Raw genomic sequence first — 23,321 nt, 5'->3', positions numbered from 1 at the left:
TGTCCTAATTATCCTGGCTACAGCTATATTTCTAGATTTTTATTTCCATGTGAAACCCTGCCATGATGAGAGTATCCCAATTTTCTGGCAAAATCACCACACTGACTAGAAAAACCTTGGAAACTTTCTTAACCTATGCCTTCGGAACGCTACGCGAACGCGCTCTTTGTGTCCTTCGTGGTTCGTTTCTTTCAAGCCTTGGGTCACTTGATAAAAACAAACTTACAAATTTGGGATGCTCCCGCCATAATTAGCTATGAATCTAAATTTCTTCCCTTAATATCTGCCAAACTATCTGCATCTAAAACATCTCCGGTAGTGAAGTAACCCGCAGCTTTTTTGGCTTCAATTTCTACTCTGGCATCTTGGGGTATTAAATCTTCTGGAATTGGTACTCTTTCTACAATTTCAATTCCTGCGTCTGTGATGGCATTAAATTTCATATTACTCATAGAAACCATGCGATCAATGCGAGTAATACCTAACCAATGTAATACATCTGGCATGAGTTCTTGAAACCGCATATCTTGGACACCTGCAACGCATTCTGTCCGGGCAAAATAGGCATCTGCGCGATCGCCTCCTTCTTGTCGCTTGCGAGCATTGTACACTAAGAACTTTGTTACTTCACCCAAGGCGCGGCCTTCTTTGCGACAGTAGACAATTACACCCGCACCCCCTGACTGTGCTGTTTGTACACATACCTCAATTCCATGTACTAAATAAGGACGACAGGTGCAAATATCCGAACCAAAGACATCAGAACCGTTACACTCATCATGTACCCGCACAGCTAGAGGTTTATTGACATCTGTAATGGCCGCAATTTCCCCAACAATATATACTGTTAATCCCCCAATTGGTGGTAAAAATACTTCCAAATCTGAGCGTGTCACCAGTTCGGGAAACATCCCTCCGGTTTGTTCAAATAAAGCGCGGCGTAAATCTGCTTCTGTAATGCCAAAGCGTTTGGCAATTCCCGGTAAATACCATACTGGTTCAATAGCAGCTTTAGTCACTACTAAATCACCATTGGCTTTCATGATTTTGCCATCTACCTGCAAGCGTCCCTTTGCTACTGCTTCTTGCAGTTCGGGCATATTAATATGCGCCTTAGTGATGGCAATTGTCGGGCGAATATCATACCCTTGTTGATAATAAGTGCTAAATACTTCGGATGCGATCGCCCCATAAGGATCAATAGATACTATCTTATCTGCATCAGCCCAACTCGGATGGGGTCCAATATGTTCTACTGGAGATGTATTAGTTAAATCTGCCCGGTGATCCGTTTGCAGCGCCCCACTAGCCACTGCTAAAGCCCGATAAACTGCATAACTGCCTGAATGAGTACCAATTACATTCCGATGAGTTTGCTTTGTTAACGTGGCAATAATCGGACCCCGCTGCATCGGTTCAGCCGCCCCCCAATGAATGGGGATTGGTTTTGGACCAAACTGACTGGGATGTGAAGTGAGAACAATATGCCTGGAAACGCTATTTGGCTTTGGCATAGTCTTTAAGTTATTTATTGTGTGATGTTTTTATCAACCATTAGTTACTAAGACTTGTCAAGCATCGTTAGTTAGTTGTTATTTTTAATATTTTATTATGCTGATGACTACTTATTCCTGAATATACATAATTCTTGCCAAAGCTTTGTATTAATCAATACAAAAGTTTATCCAAAAAATTTTTAATCAAGATACGAGAATTCATTGATGACTTTAAACATAACTTAGGAGATAATCTTCTGCAAAAGTTCTTTGCAAGGTCAACTTACCTGTTATCAACTTCATGGATTCTTTATCTATCAATTTTCTGCTGGAAGACTTGAAAAATCCTGATGCTTTAGTCCGTGAGCAAGCGACTCGAAAAATTTGGCGGCTCTGGTTTCAGCAAAAGGGAATATCTGGGCTAGAAAAGATTGACTATAGTCAAAAGCTGATGGATGCAGGGGAAATCGGCACAGCAGAAGAAGTATTAACAAAACTTATTCAAGCACAACCAGATTTTGCCGAAGCTTGGAATAGACGAGCTTTTCTATATTACAGTGTGGGCAATTATCATAAATCTCTAGATGACTGTCAGATGGTTGTGCAGCTAAATCCAATGCATTTTGGCGCACTTCATGGTATGGGCTTGTGTTACGCAGCACTAAAAAAGTATCGCGAGGCTATCCAAACTTTTCAACAAGCATTGAAAATTCAACCCTATTCCTTAGTGAATCAGAAACTGATTCTCGAATGTACAATTAAACTCAGTTAAACAGAATCCCCGCGTCCTTAGACCGGGGAGTGTCAAAGACTTTCCAAATAACTCAAAAGGTCTGCCATTTCTTGGGTGCTGGGCTGGAATTTGGGCATGGGAGGAGTTTTACCGCTAATTACTTGGTTAATCAACCCATATCGAGATTTGCGCTTGGAGACAGCTTGTAAGCTTGGTCCGACAAATCCATCAGCTTCCCATCCGTGACAAACAGCACAGTTGGTTTGAAAGATAGCCTTTCCCTGTACTGAGTTTCCTGTCAGTGATAAAACATCTTTGACGTAAGGATCGGAGGCTTGAACTATCTGAACACCAAAAATAGCCAAAGGGATGGCGATGAGTATCGCCAAAGCCGACAAAGCGATCCACTGAATCAAAGTTTCAGGTTTGGTAAGCTGCTTATCCAAAAGGTTTACTTTTACAGTCTAGGTGTACAAAAAACTTTTCATTTCCTACACATAGCTTAAAATTTCTTGATTGTACCTGCAAGCACAGATGAAAATTTTTAGATAGTCGTTACATTCCAAAAACGGCTTAGGGTGCTGGATTGATGCGGGATTTGGTAAAATCAAAAACAGGAAACGAATCTTGAAAATTTGCAAAGAGGAGATTTACAGTGGTTGAACCCCTACTGTCAGGTATTGTTCTAGGTCTGATTTTCGTCACCCTTAGCGGACTTTTTTATGCTGCCTATAAGCAATATAAGCGCCCCACTGAGTTGGGCGGCTGAGTCCTGAGTTCTGAGTTCTGAGTCCTGAGTGGTGGGGAGTTAGGAAAAATTTGAATACTGTCAACCTAGCTCCCCATCAATCCATATTTTCTGATTCCATGGTTCTGTAAAAGGTAACTGCTGTGTTGCCATAAACTTTTTGGTGGCAGATTTCCCAATTAGGGATTTCTGGGGGTGTAAAATTAGGACTATGTTCGACGGCTATTTCCCCGTCAGGATCTAAAAGTTGATAATGAGCGATCGCTTCTAAAACAGGCTCATATAAACCACTGGCATAAGGTGGATCAAAATATATTCTGTTAAACTTTTGACCTGATAATTTTTTTAACTGCTGGAGTATATTTCCCCGCAATATTTGAAATTTTTGATCATTATTAGCTACCTGCTGCCAATTCTGTTGAATAATGGCACAGGCTCGACTTGATTGTTCAATTCCTACTACTAAGCTGGCTCCTCTACATAAAGCCTCTGCACCCATTGAACCACTACCGGCGCACAAATCCAACCAGCGACAATTATCAATTTCTCCCTGCCAAATATTAAAAACTGCCTCCCGTACTCGCGAACTGGTAGGCCTAGTTTCTTGCCCTGGCAAAGTTTTTAACAGACGATTCCCGTAAATTCTCAGACTCATTAGTTATTGATCATTAGTCATTAGTTATTAGTTATTGGACAACTGACAACTGACAACTGACAAAATTGCAAATTTTTATTAAGCAGGGATTTTTTCACGAACTTGAGCCACAAAATTAGATAAAACTTGCAATCCTATATTAGAGGATTTTTCTGGATGGAATTGAACCGCCATGAGATTTTCATGAGCGATCGCAGCTGTAACTGTTTGACTACCATGACTCACTGTTGCTGCTCTAATTTGCGGTTCAGTTGGCTCAACATAGTAGGAATGGACAAAATAAACCCAAGGTTGAGCGGGTAAATGTTCCCACAAAATACTTTTTGGTTGAGTCAGTTGCAGTTGATTCCAACCCATGTGGGGAATAGCAATACCGGCTTCTGAACGAAATCGCCGCACTTTCCCGCGTACAATTCCTAGTCCTGGTTGAGTTCCTTCGGCGCTAGATTCAAACAAAATTTGCAGTCCTAGACAAATACCTAAGAAGGGTTTACCAGATGCGATCACATCCTTAATAGGTTGTTCCAAACCACGCGATCGCAAGTGTTGCATGGCGGGATCAAATGCTCCTACTCCTGGCAAAACTACAGCATCTGCTTGTTCTAACTCCTTGGCAGAATAAGTTACTTTAGGAGTTGCACCAGCTTTTTCTAAACCTTTACAGACAGAGTGCAAATTTCCCATCTCGTAATCTACGACTGCAATTACTGGCATTTACCTGCTCCTTGTAAATTTATTAGGGAGGGCATTTATATTCTAATTCTAAATAATATTTTTTATGCAGAAAAAAATCTTATTAACTTCTTTTAACACTTGGCTGAGTGAACAACAGTCAAATTCTTCTGATGATTTGTTACTCGAACTAGCCAAAATGGCTTGTGTCGATCATGATTTAAATTTTCTGCGCCTGCTACCTGTAGATGTTGCGGTTGCCAGTTCTCGCGTCATTGCCAAAATCAATGAACTCCAACCTGATTATGTTATCTGTTGTGGTATGGCTGCTAGTCGGCAAAATTTAAGTGTGGAAGTCGTCGCCAGTATCATGTCTGTTCAGGCTACGGATATTTCATCTAAAGATTGTCCAGAAAATTTTTTGCCAACAACTTTGCAAACAACTGTTGATGTTGAACAATTAGTAGCTGGAACAGCGGCAGTTGAGATTAGCTACGACTGTGGTAAATTTGTGTGCGAAGGTCTTTATCATTCAGTGTTGAACTACCTGAGTCAATCTCAACTACCCATTCCTTGCATCTTTGTTCATGTCCCGATTTTGAATCAAGAAAATTTGATAGGCATTCTGGCTGATTTTGTTTTAATCATTAACAACCTGGTGAGAGGGAACAGGGAACAGGGAACAGTGTCATAAAGTTAAATTGACTAATGACTAATGACTAATGACTAATAAATGTTCAATTTTAAATTTCCTATGTTGTCAGCATTACTCGGTTTGACTCTCGCTCAAGCAACTCCAGCCACACCACCACCGGAAGAAGTTGTCCAACCACAAGAGGTTAGGACATTACCAGGGCGTTTGGATAGTGTGCCAGTATTTAATAGCAATAGCCCAGAATTGGTATTAAAAGAAGGAATTTTACTTTCTACGTTTCCAGGAGATGGCAAAAAAGTACCAACGGCACATTTAAATTTTCCGTTTCGCGGGCGGTTTGATGTTTTTGCTCATCATGTTGCTAAAGCAGACCCACCGGAAAATTTACGTTCTCTTTACCAGGGAATAATGTTGCATAACCCTGGTACTAAACCAGTGAAAGTGAATATATTGCAGGGGTCTAGTTATTTAAGTCAACCAGATGCACCTTTTATTGAGTTAGATTCTTTTATTCCCAATGATTCGGGTACGGTGTTTGCTGGTCCTGGTAGTCGGGTGATGTCGGATGTATTGAGAGGAAGACGACAAAATATTTTCCCTGCTCAAATCGTCATTCCTCCAGGGGAAAGTCAGATGTTATTAAATTTACCAATTCCGGTGCAAGGATTGACTCCACCGCTGAATGGTCGATCTACATATATGCGACTGTTGAGTAATGGTACTGTGTATGCTGCTAGTTTAGCGATGTTTGCACAGACAAATGCTGATGGTAGTGAACGTGCGCCAAATTTAGCAGAGTGGCAAAATTTATTAAATAATGGTGAGTTATCGACACCTAGAGATAAAACCCCGACTCCGATAGAGGGAATTGGTAAACCTGCAATTTATGGACGTGTAGCAGGTGTTGCGCGTGGTTCTCAATGGCGATCGCTATTGGTAGATAATCCCCAAACTAAGTATTTAACAATTCCCCAACCAGGTCAAGCTTTTTCATATCCTTTAAGTACGCTGCATGGTGGTACTTTTGGCACTGGTCAAGTTCAAAGCGCACCTATGTTAGTGCGTTATCCTGATACAGCTTATTTTGCTCATGGTAATTATGGCATTCAATATAGTTTGAGGTTGCCTTTATTTAACAATTCTCAAAGTCAACAAAATGTTAGTTTATCGCTGCAAACTCCCATAAAAGAGGATCAGTTAACAAAATCAGGTTTACGCTTTTTTACTACACCAGCGCGTCAAGTTTTCTTCCGGGGAACGGTGCGGGTACGTTATCGAGATGAACAGGGTAAACCAACTACTAAGTTTGTGCATTTGGTGCAAAAGAGAGGTCAACCTGGAGAACCTTTGGTGTCATTAAATATGAAACCTGGGGATTCTTCTTTGGTGGAAGTGGATTTTCTTTATCCTCCTGATGCTTCTCCTCCACAGGTTTTAACAGTTACGACTCAGAAGTAATTGTAGGTGACAGGTGACAGTTAACAGTAAATTCATTACCTATTACCTATCACCTAATTTGTCTGATAGCGTTCGCGCAGCGTGCCGAAGGCATAGCGTGGCGTAGCCATATCAGGATTTTCAGGATGAAATAATTTTCCGATTTTTGATTGAGAAGATTCTGGACATATTCTTAGGACTTACGCAAAAGGTCACGACAGTAGGGGCAATTCATGAATTGCCCCTACGCAAAAATAGGGTTTTCAGCCACATCGTGCGTAAGTCCTGATTCTGATTGAGACAAATTTCAATAATTAACCAACATTAACCAAATGATCCACTGCTAACGGTTGATATTCAGGACTGGAAAAGGGGCGAAAATCATTTTTACACACAGCAGTAATGTGACATAATAAACGAAACTGAAGCGGTGTAGGTGATAAATTGATACGCTCTACTTCCAGCCTAACTGAACTAGGGTTATTCCCAATAAGATCGAAAATTTCACTTCGTAAGTAACGCGGACAATAACCTACAATATGATGGTCTTCTGTGTTTAAAGTTAACGCCTTAGTATCATAAAGGTTTTGAAATTCATGAGCTAACCATAATTTTTCTTTTGGCGCGAAATTATTAATTCTCTCAATTGCACATTTAGGCAAATGTCGCAGTCCATGAGCAAAAAAGTACAATTGATATTGTCCTTCTAAATCTGGTTCTGGACATGGAAAAACAGCAAGACTATCTGTCTCTCTTTCTCCACCACTACGGGCTAAAATTTCCAAAGAATTATCTTCTGCTGGGGTAATATTTAACCATTGAATAAAATTAGTATAATCAGGTCGGGAAGGAGACATTAAACGATTAGCAAAAACGGGAAATAAATGGATTGATGTATATACTTTGTTAAAATCAGGGAATGAATATAAAGGTTGAAATTGGCATTGATTCTGAGCTTCTTTTACTCCTTGGGTATAAACAAATTGATATTGTTTACCATCATAAGTCAATTTACCAATGGTAAACCATGAACGACTGTGAGTATCTTGCCAAGTTAGGAATAATGTTTGCGGTTTTTTCATGTTAATAATTCCTTGAAATTAAGTAATTTCTTTTGGTTTAAATCTAGAATATTTTGTGCAAATTCAATTGCTATATTTGACATACGATTTTTGGGAATGCGGTTAAAAATTACGCGAGTCTCTTTTGTAGATATACGTTCAAGATGTTCTAACCACATTATAGCTGCTTGGGGATAAAGAAGGGCAACTTGGTGAAATACATCAAAAGTTTTCAGAGATTTTTTATCTTCTGAATTAGCATAAAAAGCAGATTTGCATTTTTTGATATATGAATCTACTGATAGTTTTTGTCTTTTTTCATCATATAGTTCCCTTCCTAAAGAAGAAGCATGATCATAGGTTTGTGCTAAGTGTATAGTTTCTCTGGTATGGGGTGTCAATTTACGGTTTATTAAACCCCAGTTAAGATGATGGCGATCGCCATTACCAATCCAAGCATCTAACATCAGGTAGCCAACAAACACTTCTACAGATTTCTGAATATTACTTGGTGCTATCCAATCAATTGGAAAATTGATATGTTCTTCTGCCAGTACACTCAACACAATATCTATTGTATGTTGTGACACACCATAATTTTCAAAAGTGGGATAGTTTGGCAAAATTCGAGTGAGAATTTCATTACCATGAATTAGTGTTGCATCTTTTGGTAAAAATGAAGGTGAAACTATACCACGATCTCCTTCCCAAGTTTCTGCTAGATAATAAATAGCATGGGGTAATCTTAAAAGCTCACACAATTCAGATGCAACTTTTTCAGACCAATCCTGTCCTATATATTGGGATTTGTTCTGTTTATACAAGCAATAACCAAGCTCTTGATGCTCAAACCAAAACTTGGTATTAGTCCCTATTACCTCATTATTTGCAAGTTCATAATGATCTTGCGTAACAAGAATAATAGGAAATTCTTCATCTGGGTTCATTAGGTTTTTGATAATCAATATGATATTGTTTCAGTTAATCTAAATCTACGGTTAAGTAGTCCTATAATTTAACCTTTATTTTGGCAATACTGAAGCTTTTTCATTACCGCAAATAAAAATACACTAACTATACTTAGTTGATAATATTTTACAGGAAGATGACCTCTTGGTGCAGATAAACTTGGATAATAAAGTTCTTGATGAGCGCGAAAGAATCTTAAACTTAGGAAAAAGAATAGAGTTGCAAATTACAGCATCATAGAATATTTTGGAATATTTTGATAATTCCTGATATTTGATTATCTAGAAAATAGCGATCGCCCAAATTATCCAACAATTAGCTTAACCCTATCCTCACAAATCAACATCCTGAAAATCCTTAAATTCTGGAAATCCTGATTAAGACAAATATCATCATTCAGCTTTTTATGGGTCGCCCGGGATTCGAACCCGGAACTAATCGGTTAAAAGCCGAGTACTCTACCGTTGAGTTAGCGACCCTTTTGCTTTTTGCAACTTTCTAAATATAGCAAACTCTCTCAAGACTTGTCAAGGGTTTTTTAGAAAAAATCCACCGTTAATTTCACAGAGGTGGTTTTGCTTGCTCCTGGCTCTAACACAGTCAGATTTTCACCAGAATTCAGCGAGTTGCGGCCAGCCGTCCAAGGTTCCAGACAATAAAAATCCTTACCCTTGAGCGTCCAGAAAACCAGCATAGCATAGATATCGTCATAATCAAGAGTCAACTTCAACTTGCGGCTATGATCTGTCACCGCAGCCGACTGACTCCGCAAATGACCAAAGGCAAAATCTATCTCATCCCGTTCAAAATCGAAATTACCATTAAACGGGTGCATTTCCTTGGTCTTCTGGTCTAGATACTGTCCAGAGGGAATATCAAACTCTAACTGCGACTTATCACCACATTGAAAATAGGGATGAAACCCAGCCGAAAAAGGCATAGGTACAGCAGACAGATTTTGATAAACTTGGTCAATCACCAAAGAATTACCTTGCAGCGTGTAGGTAAAAGTTAGCTGAAAATCAAAAGGATAAACAGCGCGTGTTACCTCATTACTCTTGAAAACTACGCTTAAACTTGCCTTATTTTGTGTGACTTGTTCTGTCACATCCCAAGGTAAATCTCGCCCAAAGCCATGTTGTTTGAGAGTATATTGTTTCCCGTCGTAGGTGTAGGTATTATCTGGTAAGTTACCGCAGATGGGAAATAAAATTGGTACACCACCGCGAATACTTAACTCTGGGTTAGTGAACCTTTCCACATCTAAATAGAGAATTTCCTCACCTTGAATTCGCCAACGGGTAATAATACCGCCTCTTTCTGGTACTACTTCCAGTTGAGAACCAGCGGTTTCATCAGAAAGGACGTAGGTTTTGTATTGTTGCTGTTGTTGAGTGATGGTAAACACCATATTTGGTAATTGGTAATTGGTAATTGGTGATGCAATTTTGGATTTCGGATTTTGGATTTTGGATTGTTTTTGTCATCTCGAATCTAAAATCTAAAATCTAAAATTTTCTTCCCCTGCTCCCTGCTCCCTGCTTCTTCCCCAATCCCCAGTCCCCAATCCCCAGTCCCCAGTTACTCGTCTTCGGCAAAAATAAAGCGATATAATTCGCTGGCATCTGGTTCAGGACTGCTTTCTGCGAATTTCACCGCATCATCGATGACTTCCTGAATTTTCTTCTCAATGTCTTTAAGTTCTGCTTCTGTAGCGAGGTTTTGTTCTACTAAATAAGCAGCTAACTTTTTAATTGGGTCACGAGAAAACCAAAATTCTTTTTCTTCTTTGCTACGCAGTTCGTCTGGGTCAGCTAAAGAGTGACCCCGGAAGCGATAGGTCATGGCTTCAATGAGGGTAGGTCCTTCACCTGCACGGGCGCGGGCTACGGCTTCTTGGGCAACTTGGCGAACGGCTAAAACATCCATACCATCTACTTCTACGCCTACCATGTTAAACACGCTGGCTTTTTTGTAAATTTCAGGATCTGATGTGGCGCGATCATGAGCCATGCCAATTGCCCATTTATTATTTTCTACCACAAATAAAATTGGCAGTTTCCATAACGCTGCCATATTTAATGTCTCGAAAAATTGACCGTTGTTAGCAGCACCATCACCAAAGAAACAAGCGGTTACTTGATCAGCGTTCTTGTCTCCCAAGACTTCCCGACGGTATTTGCTTTGAAAAGCTGCACCAGCCGCAACAGGAATACCTTCAGCCACGAAAGCATAGCCACCTAATAAACGGTGTTCGGCTGAAAACATATGCATGGAACCACCGCGCCCTTTGCTGCAACCTGTGGCTTTACCAAATAATTCTGCCATTACCTCTCTGGCTGGAACTCCGGCGCTCAAAGCGTGAACGTGGTCACGGTAGGTACTGGAAACGAAGTCTTCACCTGGTCGCATTGCTCCTTTGATGATACCACTGCAAACGGCTTCTTGACCGTTGTACAAGTGGACAAAACCAAACATTTTGCCTCGGTAGTACATTTCGGCGCATTTGTCTTCAAAAAATCGCCCCAAAACCATGTCTTCGTATAATCCCAGTCCTTCTTCTTTGGTAATCTGGACGGTGGCAGCATCAAATTTGGGTAACGTGCGTTCTTGAACCATTATTGTGAAGTATCCCTGTCGTACAAGTTAAAGCTACGGTGTTAAAGTTATATTGGTGCAACACAAAACTTATACAAATCGCTCGTATTTAAACAAAATACAGCATTTTTAAGTTTGCTTCCTGCTTCTGCCAAGTCCGTTTGCGGGTTCTTGTCTACAGGCGTAAATTCCGCACTTGCTATGCGTACTCTGTTTACAGGTCTTAATAATGTTAGCTGTAAATAGGCCAGGGTTGGCAAAAGTCAACAATCCAACTATCAAATCTTAATTTATGGTTTCAAAAAGCCCTGTAGGGAATGGGTAAGGTGTAATTTTTTCATTTTTAATGTTTATTGCCTATTTATGCGGCTCCTCAAGTTAAAAACCGCTGCTTTTTGTGTTCCCTCTTTAAATTAACAATCAGCATGGCTGTTTTTCTGCATACCCATTAACATTTTGCCAAAGTTTTTCAGGTTCAGTTCCAAAATTTTCTGCCCTGCTGTTTCCTACTTTTTCTACATAAATTAGAAGATTTGTTATATTTTTTACATAAAATTCAGCAATTGTCATGAAAATTTAATCATGCTATATTATTTTTCCTAGTTATCAGGACTAACCAGGGCATCGGTATTTGTCATTTGTCTCACACAATGACTGTAAACAGCCTCAACAAATCACAAATTTTAGATTATAGTGGGTGCAATATCTCTGCCACTATCAAAAGAGGTGGTTGTGTTTGCCAGTATTGAGGTTGAATAGCAGTATATTTATGTGACAATAAATATACAGAAAGAATAAAGAGTGAAAATGGAAAGCTAATTTTTCAGGCTAGGGCATCAGGTAATATCATGGGGGTGATATTTATGCTGGGCTATATGAGCGCCTGGAATTAATCCTTAAGGTATAACTTAAGTGTTAGCAAAAAACAAGAGAAAAACTGTTATAATCTACACTCATATTGTATATGATACACGGTATTATTAAAGCTATGATTATGGCACGGCTTTATAAGCCTGGAATGCTCTAGGTTCATTATGTCGATCTCCAGGAGACTCTACGTAAACACAGTGCAGGGGAAGTAGGCTGTGCGAATTCCGCTCGATTACTACCGAATTTTAGGATTACCGTTAGCGGCAAGTGACGAACAATTGCGGCAGGCATACAGCGATCGCATTGTTCAATTGCCCCGACGGGAGTATTCGATTACGGCCATATCCTCTCGGAAACAACTCATAGAAGAAGCTTACGTGGTTTTATCAAATCCCAAAGAACGCAGCATCTATGATCAGGCTTATCTCGCCCACGCCTATGATCCTGATCGGGCTGGGACAACATCGCTATTAGAAAACAGCACCGAAAGCATTAACCGCAATCACGATGTCCACAGTCTCAGCATCGAAATCGCCCAAGAAGAATTAGTTGGTGCTTTATTACTTCTCCAAGAGTTGGGAGAATACGAATTGGTGCTGAAGCTAGGTCGTCCATACCTGGTGAGTAAAAATAGACCAGCTGGTGTGAAAGTCGGTAGTCATCTAACCAGTGAGGAATTTTTTGCCAGTCCTGAACTACCAGATATTATTCTCACGGTGGCTTTAGCCTGTCTAGAATTAGGACGCGAACAATGGCAGCAAGGTCACTATGAAAATGCGGCTATATCCTTGGAAACTGGGGAAGAATTACTAATGCGTGAAGGTCTATTTACTAGTGTGCAAGCGGAAATTGCTGCGGATCTGTGTAAGCTACGACCATACAGAATCCTGGAGTTACTGGCACTGCCTCAAGAAAAGACCAATGAACGCCGCCAAGGTTTGGAATTATTACAGAATATTTTAGAAGCGCGTGGTGGAATTGATGGCGCTGGGAATGATCAATCTGGTTTAAATATAGACGATTTTCTGCGATTTATCCAACAGTTACGCAATCATTTAACAGTTACGGAACAGCACAAACTCTTTGAAGCTGAAAGCAAGCGTCCTTCTGCTGTGGCTACATATTTAGCTGTTTATGCCTTGATAGCTAGAGGTTTTGCCCAACGTCAACCGGCTTTAATTCGTCAAGCCAAGCAAATGTTGATTCGTTTGGGTAAACGTCAAGATGTGCATTTAGAACAATCTCTATGTGCTTTGTTACTGGGACAAACCGAAGAAGCAACACGTGTTTTAGAATTAAGTCAGGAATATGAAGCTTTAGCTATTATTCGGGAAAAATCTCAAGATTCACCAGATTTGTTACCAGGACTTTGTTTGTATTGTGAACATTGGTTACAACAAGAGGTATTTCCTCATTTTCGGGATTTGGTCAGAAGGCAAGCCTCTTTAAAAGAATACTTTGCTGACAGGCAGGTACAAGCTTATTTAGAAGCTTTACCCAGAGATACGCAAACAACTAATGAATGGAATCCCACTAATAATCAGGTTTTTCCCTCACCACAAGTCAATAATCCTCGTTATCGCAGCTATAACAATGTTAGTAATGGGACAGTCAATCACAACCACACACCTGATTCTGATTTTTCCACTCCAGTAAGCAGCGAAATCCCTGAATCTACACAAGTCTCTTCACCACGATGGCATAGTTCAGCAGGAGAAAGAGGGCATCAAACACCAGAAATGCCTGTAGAATATTCGCCGACACAAGAAGTGGGAGCCGGATATTACCAGCAGAACTATGTCAGGAATGATATAGATACATCCGAACACAATAAAAAGCGTAAGCGACGCAAGCCAGCTTCAGCTAAGAGTCGAGAGCGTGTTGGGGAACATGGATATTCTTATTCTCCTCGACGACGACGCAATTTTGCTAACACCATAGAAGGAAAAACTCGCTTGGTTTGGCTGGTATTGTTATCTATGGGAGGTTTATTAGTTTTGTGGTTATTAGTTTCTACAGCTTGGGGATGGTTAAATAATATGTTTTTCCCCAAACCAACTTTGCTGGGAGAACCCTTAGCAATAGAACTGAATCAAGCACCAGTCAGCATTCCTAAACCCAATAGCCAACCAGAAGTAGGTGAGAGTCCACTGACAACGGCGATCGCAGAGGAAGTAATTAAGACTTGGCTATCCACCAAAGCCGCAGCTTTAGGTCCAAATCATGAAATTAATCGTTTAGATGAAATTTTAACTGCTTCTGCTGCATCACAATGGCGGCTAATTGTCAAGCAGGATATAGCAGATAGCCGCTATCGTAAGTACGAACATGATGTAAAGGTAGAATTTGTCAATCAGAACGGGAATATTTCAGATAATGCTGTGGTAGAAGCTACAGTTAAGGAAGTTACCCAGTTTTATGAACAGGGTCAAAGTAAAAATTCTTCTCAAGAACGGTTGCGGGTTCGTTATGATTTAATTCGCAAACAAGGTTTGTGGCGAATCCAGGGTATGACAGTTGTTAAATCACTTAACAGTTAAAAGTTAACAGTTAAGAAGCTAGTACCGCCGTGAAGTCAAAAGTCAAAAGTCAAAAGTCATAGGTCGTAAGCTTTTTAGCGATTGAGAATGGTTGGTTTATTTACGCCAACCTGTACTAGAATAATCAAGCATTTGGGAACATTCCAGCTTCAAGCCGCCCATAGCATCTTTGACACCAATAAAATTTGAATATGAACGCTACACAAGAACAACTTAAACTCAAATTGGCACAGGCTTTAGTGGCTGCCTTTGGTTCTGACTACACCGGAGTAGATCCGATTTTGGTGAGTGCGAGTAATCCTAAATTTGGTGATTTTCAAGCCAACGTGGCCTTATCCCTGAGTAAGAAATTGGGAATGCAACCGAGAGCGATCGCATCTGCTATTGTAGAAAAACTAGATATATCTGATATTTGCGACCCACCAGAAATCGCTGGGCCTGGTTTTATTAATTTAAAATTGCAAACATCCTACCTCGAAGCACAACTGAACGCCATTAAAGCAGATCCCCGGTTAGGTGTTCCCACAGCGAAAAATCCGCAAAAAGAAATTGTCGATTTTTCTAGTCCGAATATTGCCAAAGAAATGCACGTCGGACACTTGCGTTCTACAATTATTGGTGATTGCATAGCCCGGATTTTAGAATTTCGTGGACATGACGTATTGCGGTTAAATCATGTTGGTGATTGGGGTACGCAATTTGGAATGTTAATTACTCATCTTGTTGATACTTATCCCGACATTGGATTGATGGAAACTTCTCTAGGCAATTATTTACATGGTGATATAAATATAGGAGACTTAGTTGAGTTCTATAGAGAAGCTAAAAAGAAATTTGATAATGATGAAGAGTTTCGAGAAAGATCCCGACAAGCAGTGGTAAACTTACAATCTGAAAAAGAGCCATTCACAACCGCCGCATGGACTCTTATTTGTCAAGCTTCTCGAAAAGAGTTTCAGGAAATTTATGATCGGCTGGATATAGAATTGGAAGAAAGAGGAGAATCATTTTATAATCGCTACTTACCAAAAGTTGTAGAAGATTTAGAAAAAGCTGGATTATTAGAAGAAAACCAAGGTGCAAAATGTGTTTTCTTGGATGGTTTTACAAATAGAGAAGGTGAACCTTTACCCTTAATTGTCCAAAAATCAGATGGTGGCTATAACTACGCAACCACAGATTTAGCATCCCTCCGCTACCGCATTCAAGAAGATCAAGCCAAGCGGATAATTTACGTAACTGACGCAGGACAAGCAAACCATTTTGCTCAATTTATGCAAGTTGCAAAAAAAGCAGATTGGATTCCTGATGATGTGGAATTAGTTCACGTTCCCTTCGGTTTGGTTTTAGGAGATGACGGGAAGAAATTCAAAACTCGTTCTGGTGATACAGTCCGGTTAAGAGATTTATTAGATGAAGCAGTTTCTCGCACTCGTGCAGATTTAGAAGCGAGATTAACAGAAGAAGATAGAGAAGAGACTGAAGAATTTATTAATAATGTTGCTGATGTGGTCGGTATTAGTGCTGTGAAATATGCAGACTTAAGCCAAAATCGTACTAGCAATTATGTTTTTAGCTATGATAAGATGCTTGCTCTCAAAGGAAATACAGCACCTTATATGCTATATGCTTATGTAAGGAATCAAGGCATTAGTCGAGAAGGGAATATTGATTTTGAAAATTTGGGAACAGATGCCAAAATTATTCTCAGAGAAGATACAGAATTAACTTTAGCAAAGCATTTGTTACAACTTGATGAAGTGATTAGTGAAGTTGAACAGGATTTACTACCAAATCGTTTGTGTGATTATTTATATAATCTCAGCGATAAGTTTAACAAGTTCTATGAAAATTGTCCGGTGTTGAAATCTGAAGAACCTATTAGAACTTCGCGTTTGATGTTATGTGATTTGACAGCAAGAACGCTGAAGTTAGGATTAGATTTATTGGGAATTAATGTGTTGGAGAGGATGTAGATGCAGGAGTTTTAAACGCAGAGCTACGCAAGAGTAACGCGAAAGGACGCACAAAGGGATGTTTCTTGCTTTGCGTCTTTTCCAATTCCAGGCACTTAAGTAAAGTGAAATACGTCATGATTAGTTATAGGACTTACGCAAGATTGAACTCAAAACCTGATTCTTGCGTAGGGGTAATACCGCAACGGGCAAGCAAGCTACATGAATTACCCCTACTTCCGTTCTGTTTTGCGTAAGTCCTGAGTTATTGTGGCAAATAGTGAGGAGGAAGAAATGAAAGCAGTAATTTTTATGAAAACATTTATCACATCACTGGGTTTGTTTGTTTTATTGAATCCCAGTCAAGCATCAGCACAAATTGTCCCCCAACCTTGGGTTTCGGTGGGGGGAAAAGATGGCGATGTTACTTATGCTGTGGGTGCTAAAGCTTTGAGTTTAGGTTTTGAAGTGGGAACTGGCCCTGATGGTGCTACAGGTGTAGATATCTTAAAATTCATCAATTTACCTGTTATTTCTCCTTATGTTGGAGTTGGTTTATATTCAGAAGATAAGGGTGTGGCTTTCTCTGGTGGTGTCCAAGCAAACGCAACTAAACACGTTTTTATTGGTGCTGGATATAATTCTGTGCGTGGGTTTAATGGACAGCTAGGAATTAAATTCTAATTTTCAACTAATTTCCACTAATTTTGAATTTAAGACAATAATTAACAATGTGTAGGTTGGGTTAAGGAACGCAAACCAACATTTTCAGGGATTTATTGGGTTTCTCTAAATTTTACTCAACTTACCTATCTATCACATTCTTTATTATGGGTTTGTTGGGTTTCTCTGCGTTCTACCCAACCTACCTTTCTGGTATTATTATTGTTTTTATAAACAAAAACTATGCCTTAAGATAGTAGTATAGTTATTGTCTATTTATTTTGTCAATTAATATTAGAGGTTGGTAAAGAATATTACTCAACTTTTTATTAGGCAGTTAATGTAAGTTATTTGACAGGAAATTACTTATGCAACCAGGCTTAAATTTACTCATTCAACTGGTGTTAGAGTTTGCACCCGTGATGGTAAATATCATCCAAAAGCAAACAGAAGGTAACTCAAAAAACCAAATTTCTCAAATTCCCGAAGTATTTCAAGATTTTATTCAAACTGTAGATAACGTTACACGATTAGATATTACTAAAACTGAATTTACCCAGCAACAACAATTAGCTATTTACCATCATGCAACACAATTAAAAATAGCTAATCAAGAGAGAGAAACATCTATTAAGTTACCAGAAGTACATAAAATTCTGGATAGCTGGCCTTTGCGATTGTATCCTTCACAAATTTTAGAATCTTCTCCCAACTGTAAACGTGTCCCACTCAAAGTTTTTCTGGCAGCACCACAAATACAGTTTGATAAATTTGATTTTCATAATCCAAAAATTACTGAGGAAATTGAGCCAAAATTGGCTGAGGGTTTGCGTGAGTTTATTAACAATAATTATTCTCTGCATCATCCAGAAAGACCAATAGAGTTTTTAGCTGGTGCTTGGGATAGTAAGCGGTTTCATAGTGAATCTAGTATTAAAGCTTTATTTAGTGGTTTAAAAACCCAACCTACTTTAATTTTAGAATCCGAAAAAGATGGAGATTATCTAAATTTCCGTATTGCTTATTGGGGATTAGGACAAGAGAATTATTACTATAAAACTATTGCTCGATTACCTTATCGGCAAATTTTACAAGAGTCTGCTAAAAATCGGGCTTGGGAATGGAGAAAGATTAAAAATCAACTTTTAGCACTAGGAGAAGATTTAGAAGTAATTAATAATTTAGGTAGAGAAAGAAACCTGAATTTGGAAATTTTAGAAAAGGTAGAAAAATGGCAATCTCAGGGAATTGATGTTAGTCAGTTATCTCTAGAATATCACATTGGTCATCATGATTGGGAGCATCTTTACCAGGTTTTAATTACTTGTCACTGTCTAGTTACTGCTTGGGTGACAGATGTTTATTATTTGGTTAATTATGATGTAAATCCATTGTTACCAGAATTGCTACCAAGTTTACTCAATGATGCGGTAGATTTACAATCATTACAGTTAATCGCTAATAGTTATAAACAAGTTTATCAAACTTTGAAAAATGAGCGACGTTCTAGAATTCCAGAGTTAGCTTTGCAATTAGCTCAAGGTTTATCTCATGTTCCTAATTCTGATTGGTCCCAGGAACAAGTTGATTACTCTATTGATACTTGGTTGGAAATGCGGCAAGTATCCACAAAAGAAGTAATTCATCCTTTACAAGCGATGCAATTAGCATTGAAGTTAGAAGATGAAACTTATATCAGCAGATTAAAAGAATATTTTACTGGAATTGGTGATGGTGAAAATCTTGTTTATGTGGAAAGTCTTTTAGAAAAAATAGCAATTCTTAAAGTCAACCGCAGTTTAGAAATGCTCAATCTTAACCATACTCTCACCGGACATTCTGGTAAAGTTTATTCTGTAGCCATAAGTCCTGATAATGAGGTTTTAGTTAGTGGCTGTGCAGACAAAACTATCAATATGTGGAATCTGCAAACTGGTAAATTAATTCGCACTTTTACAGGCAATTCTGGTGCTATTTCTTCTGTATCTGTCAGTCCTGATGGCAATTTTCTTGCTGTTGGCAGTTGCGAACATCCACAAGGTAATGTTAAGGTATGGAATTTAAAAACGGGTAAACTTATTCATACACTTTTAGGACATCAAAAACCTGTTAATGTAGTGGCTATAAGTCCAGATGCTGCAATTCTCGCTAGTGGTAGTCATAAAATCAAAATTTGGAGTTTACAAAAAGGAGAGAGGATTTGTACTTTATGGCATTCATCAGCAGTTTACGCGGTTGCCATAAGTCCAGACGGCACAATTCTCGCTAGTGGCAGTTCTGATCATAAAATTAGATTGTGGAACCCCTGCACAGGTGATCCTTTACGTACTATTGCTGGTCATTTAGGTGAAGTGACATCAATAGCTATAAGTTCAAATGGAGAACATTTGTTTAGTGGTAGTGCTGACTCTACAATTAAAATTTGGCAGTTAAGTACAGGTAAATTGCTAAAAACTTTAAATGGACATACAGAAAAAGTGAAATCTATTGCTGTGAGTCCAAATTGTGAATTTATCTGTAGTGGTAGTGCTGACTCTACTATTAAAATGTGGGATATTTCTACAGGTGAAGTTTTACAAACTCTGACTGGACATTCTGGGGTAGTAAATTCTATTTCTCTCAGTGCCGATGGTAAAATTCTCGCTAGTGGTAGTTCGGATAAAACGGTTAAAATTTGGCAGGTGATGAAATAGGAAAGTGAGAATTTAATGGAACAATGTGGACCAAATCCTAAAAATCCCTATCCAATAGCAGAACATCATCGGGTTTGCTTTATTAAAAATTTTGTCAAATCACCAAATATCATTATTGGTGACTACACTTATTATGATGACCCAGCGAACCCAGAGGAGTTTGAAAAAAACGTTCTTTATAACTATGGTGATGATTCTTTAATTATCGGTAAGTTTTGTGCGATCGCTAGTCATGTTAAATTCATCATGAACGGTGCTAATCACAAACTGGATGGTATTTCCACTTACCCATTTCCCATTTTTGGTCATGCTTGGGAATCAGCAATGTCAAACTTAATGAACTTACCCAGTAAAGGTGACATCATCATAGATAATGATGTTTGGATAGGTTATGATTCCTTAATTGGTATTGGGTTGGCAACTTTCTACCACTATTGCCCTACTTTATGCCATGCTATTTCTTTACGCTACAAAGATTACCGCAAATTTCGTCATCTACAAGCTATTGAGCAAGGTTGTCGAGAAGTACGGCAATTGGCTCCAGTAATTCATGCACAAGGTATTACTCCCACTGTGAAAAATCTGAGAAAATTTATGCTTCATCCCTCTTCATTGTGGTATACCGAGGTCATTGAGGTTTTAAAGCAGGTAAGACTCTATCTTGAGCAGTAAGTGTCTTTTGACTCTGTATTTGTTACCGCTGCGCCATTTTATGCTTTAAAAACGCTCACTTTATCCTTTAAGTAACAGGGTTCGGCAAGCTTATCCTTTAAAAAACGGCAATCTTTTCCTTTAAGTCACATTCGGTTCATAGACGGTGAAAATATACACCTCCATCACATTGATGGCAAGCACAATAACTGGAAACCCAAAAATATGATGGCAATGCATCAATCCTGTCACCAATATATTCACATGAGCAAAAAGGATACTTAAGATTGTCGGGAGCCGGATGCATTGTAAGGCGCACGTCCGGTTCGTGCGGTTCGTTTCACGAAACTAACCCGTAAAGGTTAGGGGATGTGAGTCTTTACGCCGCCTTGAGTGCAAGCTCTAAAAGATAGTAAAGATAACTTCAGTTTAGTGTGAGTGCGTCGAACTTAAATTTGACAAGTCTCACCCGCTCGGAATAGCGTGATGCCAAAACTGCCCACATGAACAGAGAATTAACTCTGAAAGTGAAGCTGGGGACAGGACGAGAATAACAAACCTGAGATGGGGGTAACTTGTGTAGGTAAGTAGTTATGGTTAAACATTTAGTTGAACTTTCGTAAAAAGCGTCTAAACGTGAACGACCAAAATCAAGGTCGAATAACGACACAAGATAACACTTCAAGTGTGAAAATACCCGCATTATTATGATCTGGATAAATGCAATTCTGGGGAATCGTAGGCGAAATGAAAGAACCTAAAACTACAAACTAACTAAACTGAGGAACGAATAAAACAACTCTTGCAACCTCCAGTTACAGAGAGTTAATTCCTGAAGCTGTGGACTTCTTAAATAAAAGTTAGCGGGTAGAGTTGGTAAGATGTACTCGAAAATTCGAGAGGTAAGGACTTTCGGACAACTGGGTACGGTTTGCATAGTTAATGTTCAAAATGCGTAGAGAATGTTATGACAACGGAGTTAAATCTAGTTGATAAATGGAAATCGATTCCTTGGCGTAAGCTACGGAAAATCGTGTTTCGCCTACAAGTGAGAATATTTAAGGCTCAAAAGAACGGAAACGTGCGCCTTGTGCGTAAGCTTCAGAAACTTTTATTAAGCTCTAAAGCAGCTAAATTACTAGCCATTAGGCAAGTAACACAGTTAAACATTGGACGGAAAACCGCAGGGGTGGACGGAAAGAAAGCCCTCGAAGCCTCTCAAAGATTGGCACTATTTGAAGTGTTGGTCAAAAACTGGAAGCAATGGAAACACCAGCCTTTAAAGCGAGTGTATATCCCCAAAGCAGACGGAACAAAAAGAGGATTAGGAATTCCAACTATTAGCGATAGAGCCTATCAGTGTCTTATCAAATATGCCTTGGAACCATCAGCAGAAGCCATGTTCAACGCCCATTCATACGGGTTTCGACCAAGCAGAAGTTGTCACGATGTCCAGAGACAATTATTCAATAACCTAAACTCTAGTAGTAACGGGATAGGTAAAAGAATTTTAGAATTGGATATTGAAAAATGTTTTGACAAGATTGACCACAAATTTCTAATGCAATCTGTCCAACTACCAAAGGCAGCAAAACAAGGAGTTTTTCGGGCAATTAAAGCTGGAGTCAGAGGAGAGTTTCCTTCGTCAGAATCTGGTACGCCTCAAGGTGGAGTCTTCAGCCCATTATTAGCAAACATAGTCCTTCACGGATTAGAAAATGTTGGTCATGAATTAAGGCTAAAGGTCAGAAACGGAGGAAGATATGTAGACACGATTAATGGATTCCGTTATGCGGATGATGTCGTGTTCGTTTTAAAACCAGAAGACGACCCAGAACTCCTAAGAAAACACATTGATAGCTTCTTGGCAACGAGAGGTTTAAAAGTCAAAGAAGTCAAAACCAAAGTTGTACATAGTACCGATGGCTTCGACTTCCTGGGGTGGAACTTCTGTGTAAAACCCAATGGTAAATTCATTTCGACACCGAGCCAAAAAGCCACAAGTGGTATTAAGGCAAAAGTTAAAGAAGTGATGAAAGATAGTCGTTTCACCTTAGAGCAAAGAATCGATAAATGCGGTTCGGTTGTTCGAGGGTGGAGAAATTACCATAAATTCTGCGACATGAGCAAACATGACCTGTGGACATCACGCTACTGGACGTGGAAATTCATTCGTAAACAGGGAAGATACAACCGCTACCAAACCAATAAGGTTATAAAAATAGCGTTTCCTTCGGTCAGTTGGTCTGCGTGCAACTTTGTCAAAGTAAGGGGAGATAAATCACCCTACGACGGCGACTTTGTATACTGGTCAAAGCGAGAAAATGCTAATTATGATGGTACGACGGCACGTCTTCTCAAGAAGCAGAATCATAAATGCACACACTGCAACTTATCGTTCATTTCTGGCGACATCGCCGAACTACACCACATTGATGGCAACCATCTCAATTGGAAGCCATTAAACTTGGAGGTTCTGCATCGTGAATGTCACCAGCATCAGACCATACATGGTCAGATGAGAGTCCGAACAGCGGGGTAGACCCGACTTAGTAGGTGTCAAACTAGGAGCCGTGTGCGGTTAAAGTCGCACGCACGGTTCTGAACGAGAGGTGTCCTCAAGTAATTAAGGCATCGACTCTAATTAACTGAGAGGTGCGGAGGATAATACCTCCCATCGACCTAACTCAATATCATATTCTAACTCAATATCATATTGATGTGATGATGAAAGGTGAGATTCAGAAGTTAAAAGATGTAGTTTAAACATGAATAAAACAAAAGCCCCCTCTAAATAAACCAATAGAGGAGGCTTTTGAAAAAAATAAACCTGGCATCGAGCTATTTTGGCGTGGGGCAACCCCCAGACTATCGTTGCCGCAGCGGCGTTTCACCTCTGAGTTCGGGAAGGGATCAGTGTGGTTC

General features: G+C 39.4%; 18 protein-coding genes, 1 tRNA gene, 1 rRNA gene and 1 pseudogene. 10 read left to right on the top strand and 11 right to left on the bottom strand.

Translation table 11 applies throughout. From position 1 onward, the window contains the following. Positions 1-254: 254 nt before the first annotated feature. Positions 255-1,514 (bottom strand): GTP cyclohydrolase II, encoded by a 1,260-nt coding sequence (locus tag H6G06_RS22310; RefSeq protein WP_190564192.1) that lies wholly within the window; start codon positions 1,512-1,514, stop codon positions 255-257. Between the two features lie 283 nt (positions 1,515-1,797). On the opposite strand from H6G06_RS22310, the gene H6G06_RS22305 reads away from it, so the two are divergent. Then, positions 1,798-2,268, top strand: coding sequence for a tetratricopeptide repeat protein (locus H6G06_RS22305; protein WP_190564190.1), 471 nt, complete (start codon positions 1,798-1,800; stop codon positions 2,266-2,268). A gap of 32 nt (positions 2,269-2,300) precedes the next feature. On the opposite strand, the gene H6G06_RS22300 is transcribed toward H6G06_RS22305, so the two are convergent. Then, positions 2,301-2,675, bottom strand: coding sequence for a c-type cytochrome (locus H6G06_RS22300; protein WP_190564188.1), 375 nt, complete (start codon positions 2,673-2,675; stop codon positions 2,301-2,303). A 209-nt stretch (positions 2,676-2,884) separates the two neighbouring features. On the opposite strand from H6G06_RS22300, the gene petG reads away from it, so the two are divergent. Next, positions 2,885-2,998 (top strand): cytochrome b6-f complex subunit V, encoded by a 114-nt coding sequence (petG, locus tag H6G06_RS22295; RefSeq protein ID WP_013191177.1) that lies wholly within the window; start codon positions 2,885-2,887, stop codon positions 2,996-2,998. 76 nt (positions 2,999-3,074) lie between these two features. Here petG and rsmD read toward each other — a convergent pair whose 3' ends face one another. Both rsmD and hisH read right to left on the bottom strand, forming a co-directional pair. After that, the gene (gene rsmD / locus H6G06_RS22290) at positions 3,075-3,632 is read right to left on the bottom strand and encodes a 16S rRNA (guanine(966)-N(2))-methyltransferase RsmD (protein WP_190564186.1); all 558 of its coding nucleotides are present in this window, start codon (positions 3,630-3,632) and stop codon (positions 3,075-3,077) included. Positions 3,633-3,710: 78 nt separating this feature from the next. Then, positions 3,711-4,346, bottom strand: a complete 636-nt coding sequence (hisH, locus tag H6G06_RS22285) for an imidazole glycerol phosphate synthase subunit HisH (RefSeq protein ID WP_190564184.1) — start codon at positions 4,344-4,346, stop codon at positions 3,711-3,713. A 64-nt stretch (positions 4,347-4,410) separates the two neighbouring features. Between hisH and H6G06_RS22280 the strand changes: the two genes are divergently transcribed. Together H6G06_RS22280 and H6G06_RS22275 are read left to right on the top strand one after the other, a co-directional pair. Beyond that, on the top strand, positions 4,411-4,998 hold the full coding sequence (locus H6G06_RS22280) for a pyroglutamyl-peptidase I family protein (RefSeq protein WP_190564182.1): 588 nt from the start codon (positions 4,411-4,413) through the stop codon (positions 4,996-4,998). A 60-nt stretch (positions 4,999-5,058) separates the two neighbouring features. Beyond that, on the top strand, positions 5,059-6,417 hold the full coding sequence (locus H6G06_RS22275; RefSeq protein WP_190564327.1) for a DUF3370 domain-containing protein: 1,359 nt from the start codon (positions 5,059-5,061) through the stop codon (positions 6,415-6,417). Between the two features lie 293 nt (positions 6,418-6,710). Here the strand turns inward: H6G06_RS22275 and H6G06_RS22270 are convergent, their stop codons facing one another. The 6 genes from H6G06_RS22270 to H6G06_RS22245 form a co-directional block, all read right to left on the bottom strand. Beyond that, positions 6,711-7,478 (bottom strand): HIRAN domain-containing protein, encoded by a 768-nt coding sequence (locus H6G06_RS22270; protein WP_190564180.1) that lies wholly within the window; start codon positions 7,476-7,478, stop codon positions 6,711-6,713. Then, positions 7,475-8,404 (bottom strand): HipA domain-containing protein, encoded by a 930-nt coding sequence (locus H6G06_RS22265; protein WP_190564178.1) that lies wholly within the window; start codon positions 8,402-8,404, stop codon positions 7,475-7,477. The genes H6G06_RS22270 and H6G06_RS22265 overlap by 4 nt, the downstream gene beginning before the upstream one ends. Before the next feature lie 429 nt (positions 8,405-8,833). Further along, positions 8,834-8,905, bottom strand: a tRNA-Lys gene (locus H6G06_RS22260). 59 nt (positions 8,906-8,964) lie between these two features. After that, positions 8,965-9,834, bottom strand: coding sequence for an aldose epimerase family protein (locus H6G06_RS22255; protein ID WP_190564326.1), 870 nt, complete (start codon positions 9,832-9,834; stop codon positions 8,965-8,967). Positions 9,835-10,007: 173 nt separating this feature from the next. Continuing rightward, a complete protein-coding gene (gene pdhA / locus H6G06_RS22250) occupies positions 10,008-11,045 on the bottom strand; it encodes a pyruvate dehydrogenase (acetyl-transferring) E1 component subunit alpha (RefSeq protein ID WP_190564176.1) in 1,038 nt (345 codons plus the stop codon). Between the two features lie 399 nt (positions 11,046-11,444). Then, positions 11,445-11,594: a hypothetical protein gene (locus tag H6G06_RS22245; RefSeq protein WP_190564174.1), complete on the bottom strand. Its 150-nt coding sequence runs from the start codon at positions 11,592-11,594 to the stop codon at positions 11,445-11,447. A gap of 515 nt (positions 11,595-12,109) precedes the next feature. On the opposite strand from H6G06_RS22245, the gene H6G06_RS22240 reads away from it, so the two are divergent. The 6 genes and pseudogenes from H6G06_RS22240 to ltrA all read left to right on the top strand — a co-directional run bounded on the left by H6G06_RS22240 (position 12,110) and on the right by ltrA (position 22,938). Then, complete coding sequence (locus H6G06_RS22240; RefSeq protein WP_190564172.1) at positions 12,110-14,434, top strand: IMS domain-containing protein; 2,325 nt, start codon at positions 12,110-12,112, stop codon at positions 14,432-14,434. 191 nt (positions 14,435-14,625) lie between these two features. Next, a complete protein-coding gene (gene argS, locus H6G06_RS22235) occupies positions 14,626-16,410 on the top strand; it encodes an arginine--tRNA ligase (protein WP_190564170.1) in 1,785 nt (594 codons plus the stop codon). 273 nt (positions 16,411-16,683) lie between these two features. Continuing rightward, entirely contained in the window at positions 16,684-17,073 is a 390-nt protein-coding gene (locus H6G06_RS22230) for a hypothetical protein (RefSeq protein WP_190564168.1), read from the top strand. A 347-nt stretch (positions 17,074-17,420) separates the two neighbouring features. Beyond that, a complete protein-coding gene (locus tag H6G06_RS22225) occupies positions 17,421-19,745 on the top strand; it encodes a WD40 repeat domain-containing protein (protein WP_190564166.1) in 2,325 nt (774 codons plus the stop codon). Between the two features lie 15 nt (positions 19,746-19,760). Beyond that, a pseudogene (locus H6G06_RS28165) lies at positions 19,761-20,162 on the top strand (LbetaH domain-containing protein); the annotation flags it as partial. 1,201 nt (positions 20,163-21,363) lie between these two features. Further along, positions 21,364-22,938 (top strand): group II intron reverse transcriptase/maturase, encoded by a 1,575-nt coding sequence (gene ltrA / locus H6G06_RS22215; protein WP_190564164.1) that lies wholly within the window; start codon positions 21,364-21,366, stop codon positions 22,936-22,938. A gap of 286 nt (positions 22,939-23,224) precedes the next feature. Here ltrA and rrf read toward each other — a convergent pair. Further along, positions 23,225-23,321: ribosomal RNA gene (gene rrf, locus H6G06_RS28160) — 5S ribosomal RNA — on the bottom strand; the annotation flags it as partial.

This window comes from Anabaena sphaerica FACHB-251 (genome assembly GCF_014696825.1).
Classification (GTDB): domain Bacteria; phylum Cyanobacteriota; class Cyanobacteriia; order Cyanobacteriales; family Nostocaceae; genus RDYJ01.
This window is presented reverse-complemented; position numbering and strand designations above follow the sequence as displayed.

Coding starts and splice junctions, on each gene's coding strand:
- rsmD (WP_190564186.1), bottom strand. CDS start 3,632: ATGAGTCTGAGAATTTACGGGAATCGTCTGTTAAAAACTTTGCCAGGG.
- ltrA (WP_190564164.1), top strand. CDS start 21,364: ATGACAACGGAGTTAAATCTAGTTGATAAATGGAAATCGATTCCTTGG.
- H6G06_RS22280 (WP_190564182.1), top strand. CDS start 4,411: ATGCAGAAAAAAATCTTATTAACTTCTTTTAACACTTGGCTGAGTGAA.
- H6G06_RS22265 (WP_190564178.1), bottom strand. CDS start 8,404: ATGAACCCAGATGAAGAATTTCCTATTATTCTTGTTACGCAAGATCAT.
- hisH (WP_190564184.1), bottom strand. CDS start 4,346: ATGCCAGTAATTGCAGTCGTAGATTACGAGATGGGAAATTTGCACTCT.
- argS (WP_190564170.1), top strand. CDS start 14,626: ATGAACGCTACACAAGAACAACTTAAACTCAAATTGGCACAGGCTTTA.
- H6G06_RS22225 (WP_190564166.1), top strand. CDS start 17,421: ATGCAACCAGGCTTAAATTTACTCATTCAACTGGTGTTAGAGTTTGCA.
- H6G06_RS22270 (WP_190564180.1), bottom strand. CDS start 7,478: ATGAAAAAACCGCAAACATTATTCCTAACTTGGCAAGATACTCACAGT.
- H6G06_RS22310 (WP_190564192.1), bottom strand. CDS start 1,514: ATGCCAAAGCCAAATAGCGTTTCCAGGCATATTGTTCTCACTTCACAT.
- H6G06_RS22275 (WP_190564327.1), top strand. CDS start 5,059: ATGTTGTCAGCATTACTCGGTTTGACTCTCGCTCAAGCAACTCCAGCC.
- H6G06_RS22230 (WP_190564168.1), top strand. CDS start 16,684: ATGAAAGCAGTAATTTTTATGAAAACATTTATCACATCACTGGGTTTG.
- pdhA (WP_190564176.1), bottom strand. CDS start 11,045: ATGGTTCAAGAACGCACGTTACCCAAATTTGATGCTGCCACCGTCCAG.
- H6G06_RS22305 (WP_190564190.1), top strand. CDS start 1,798: ATGGATTCTTTATCTATCAATTTTCTGCTGGAAGACTTGAAAAATCCT.
- H6G06_RS22245 (WP_190564174.1), bottom strand. CDS start 11,594: ATGACAATTGCTGAATTTTATGTAAAAAATATAACAAATCTTCTAATT.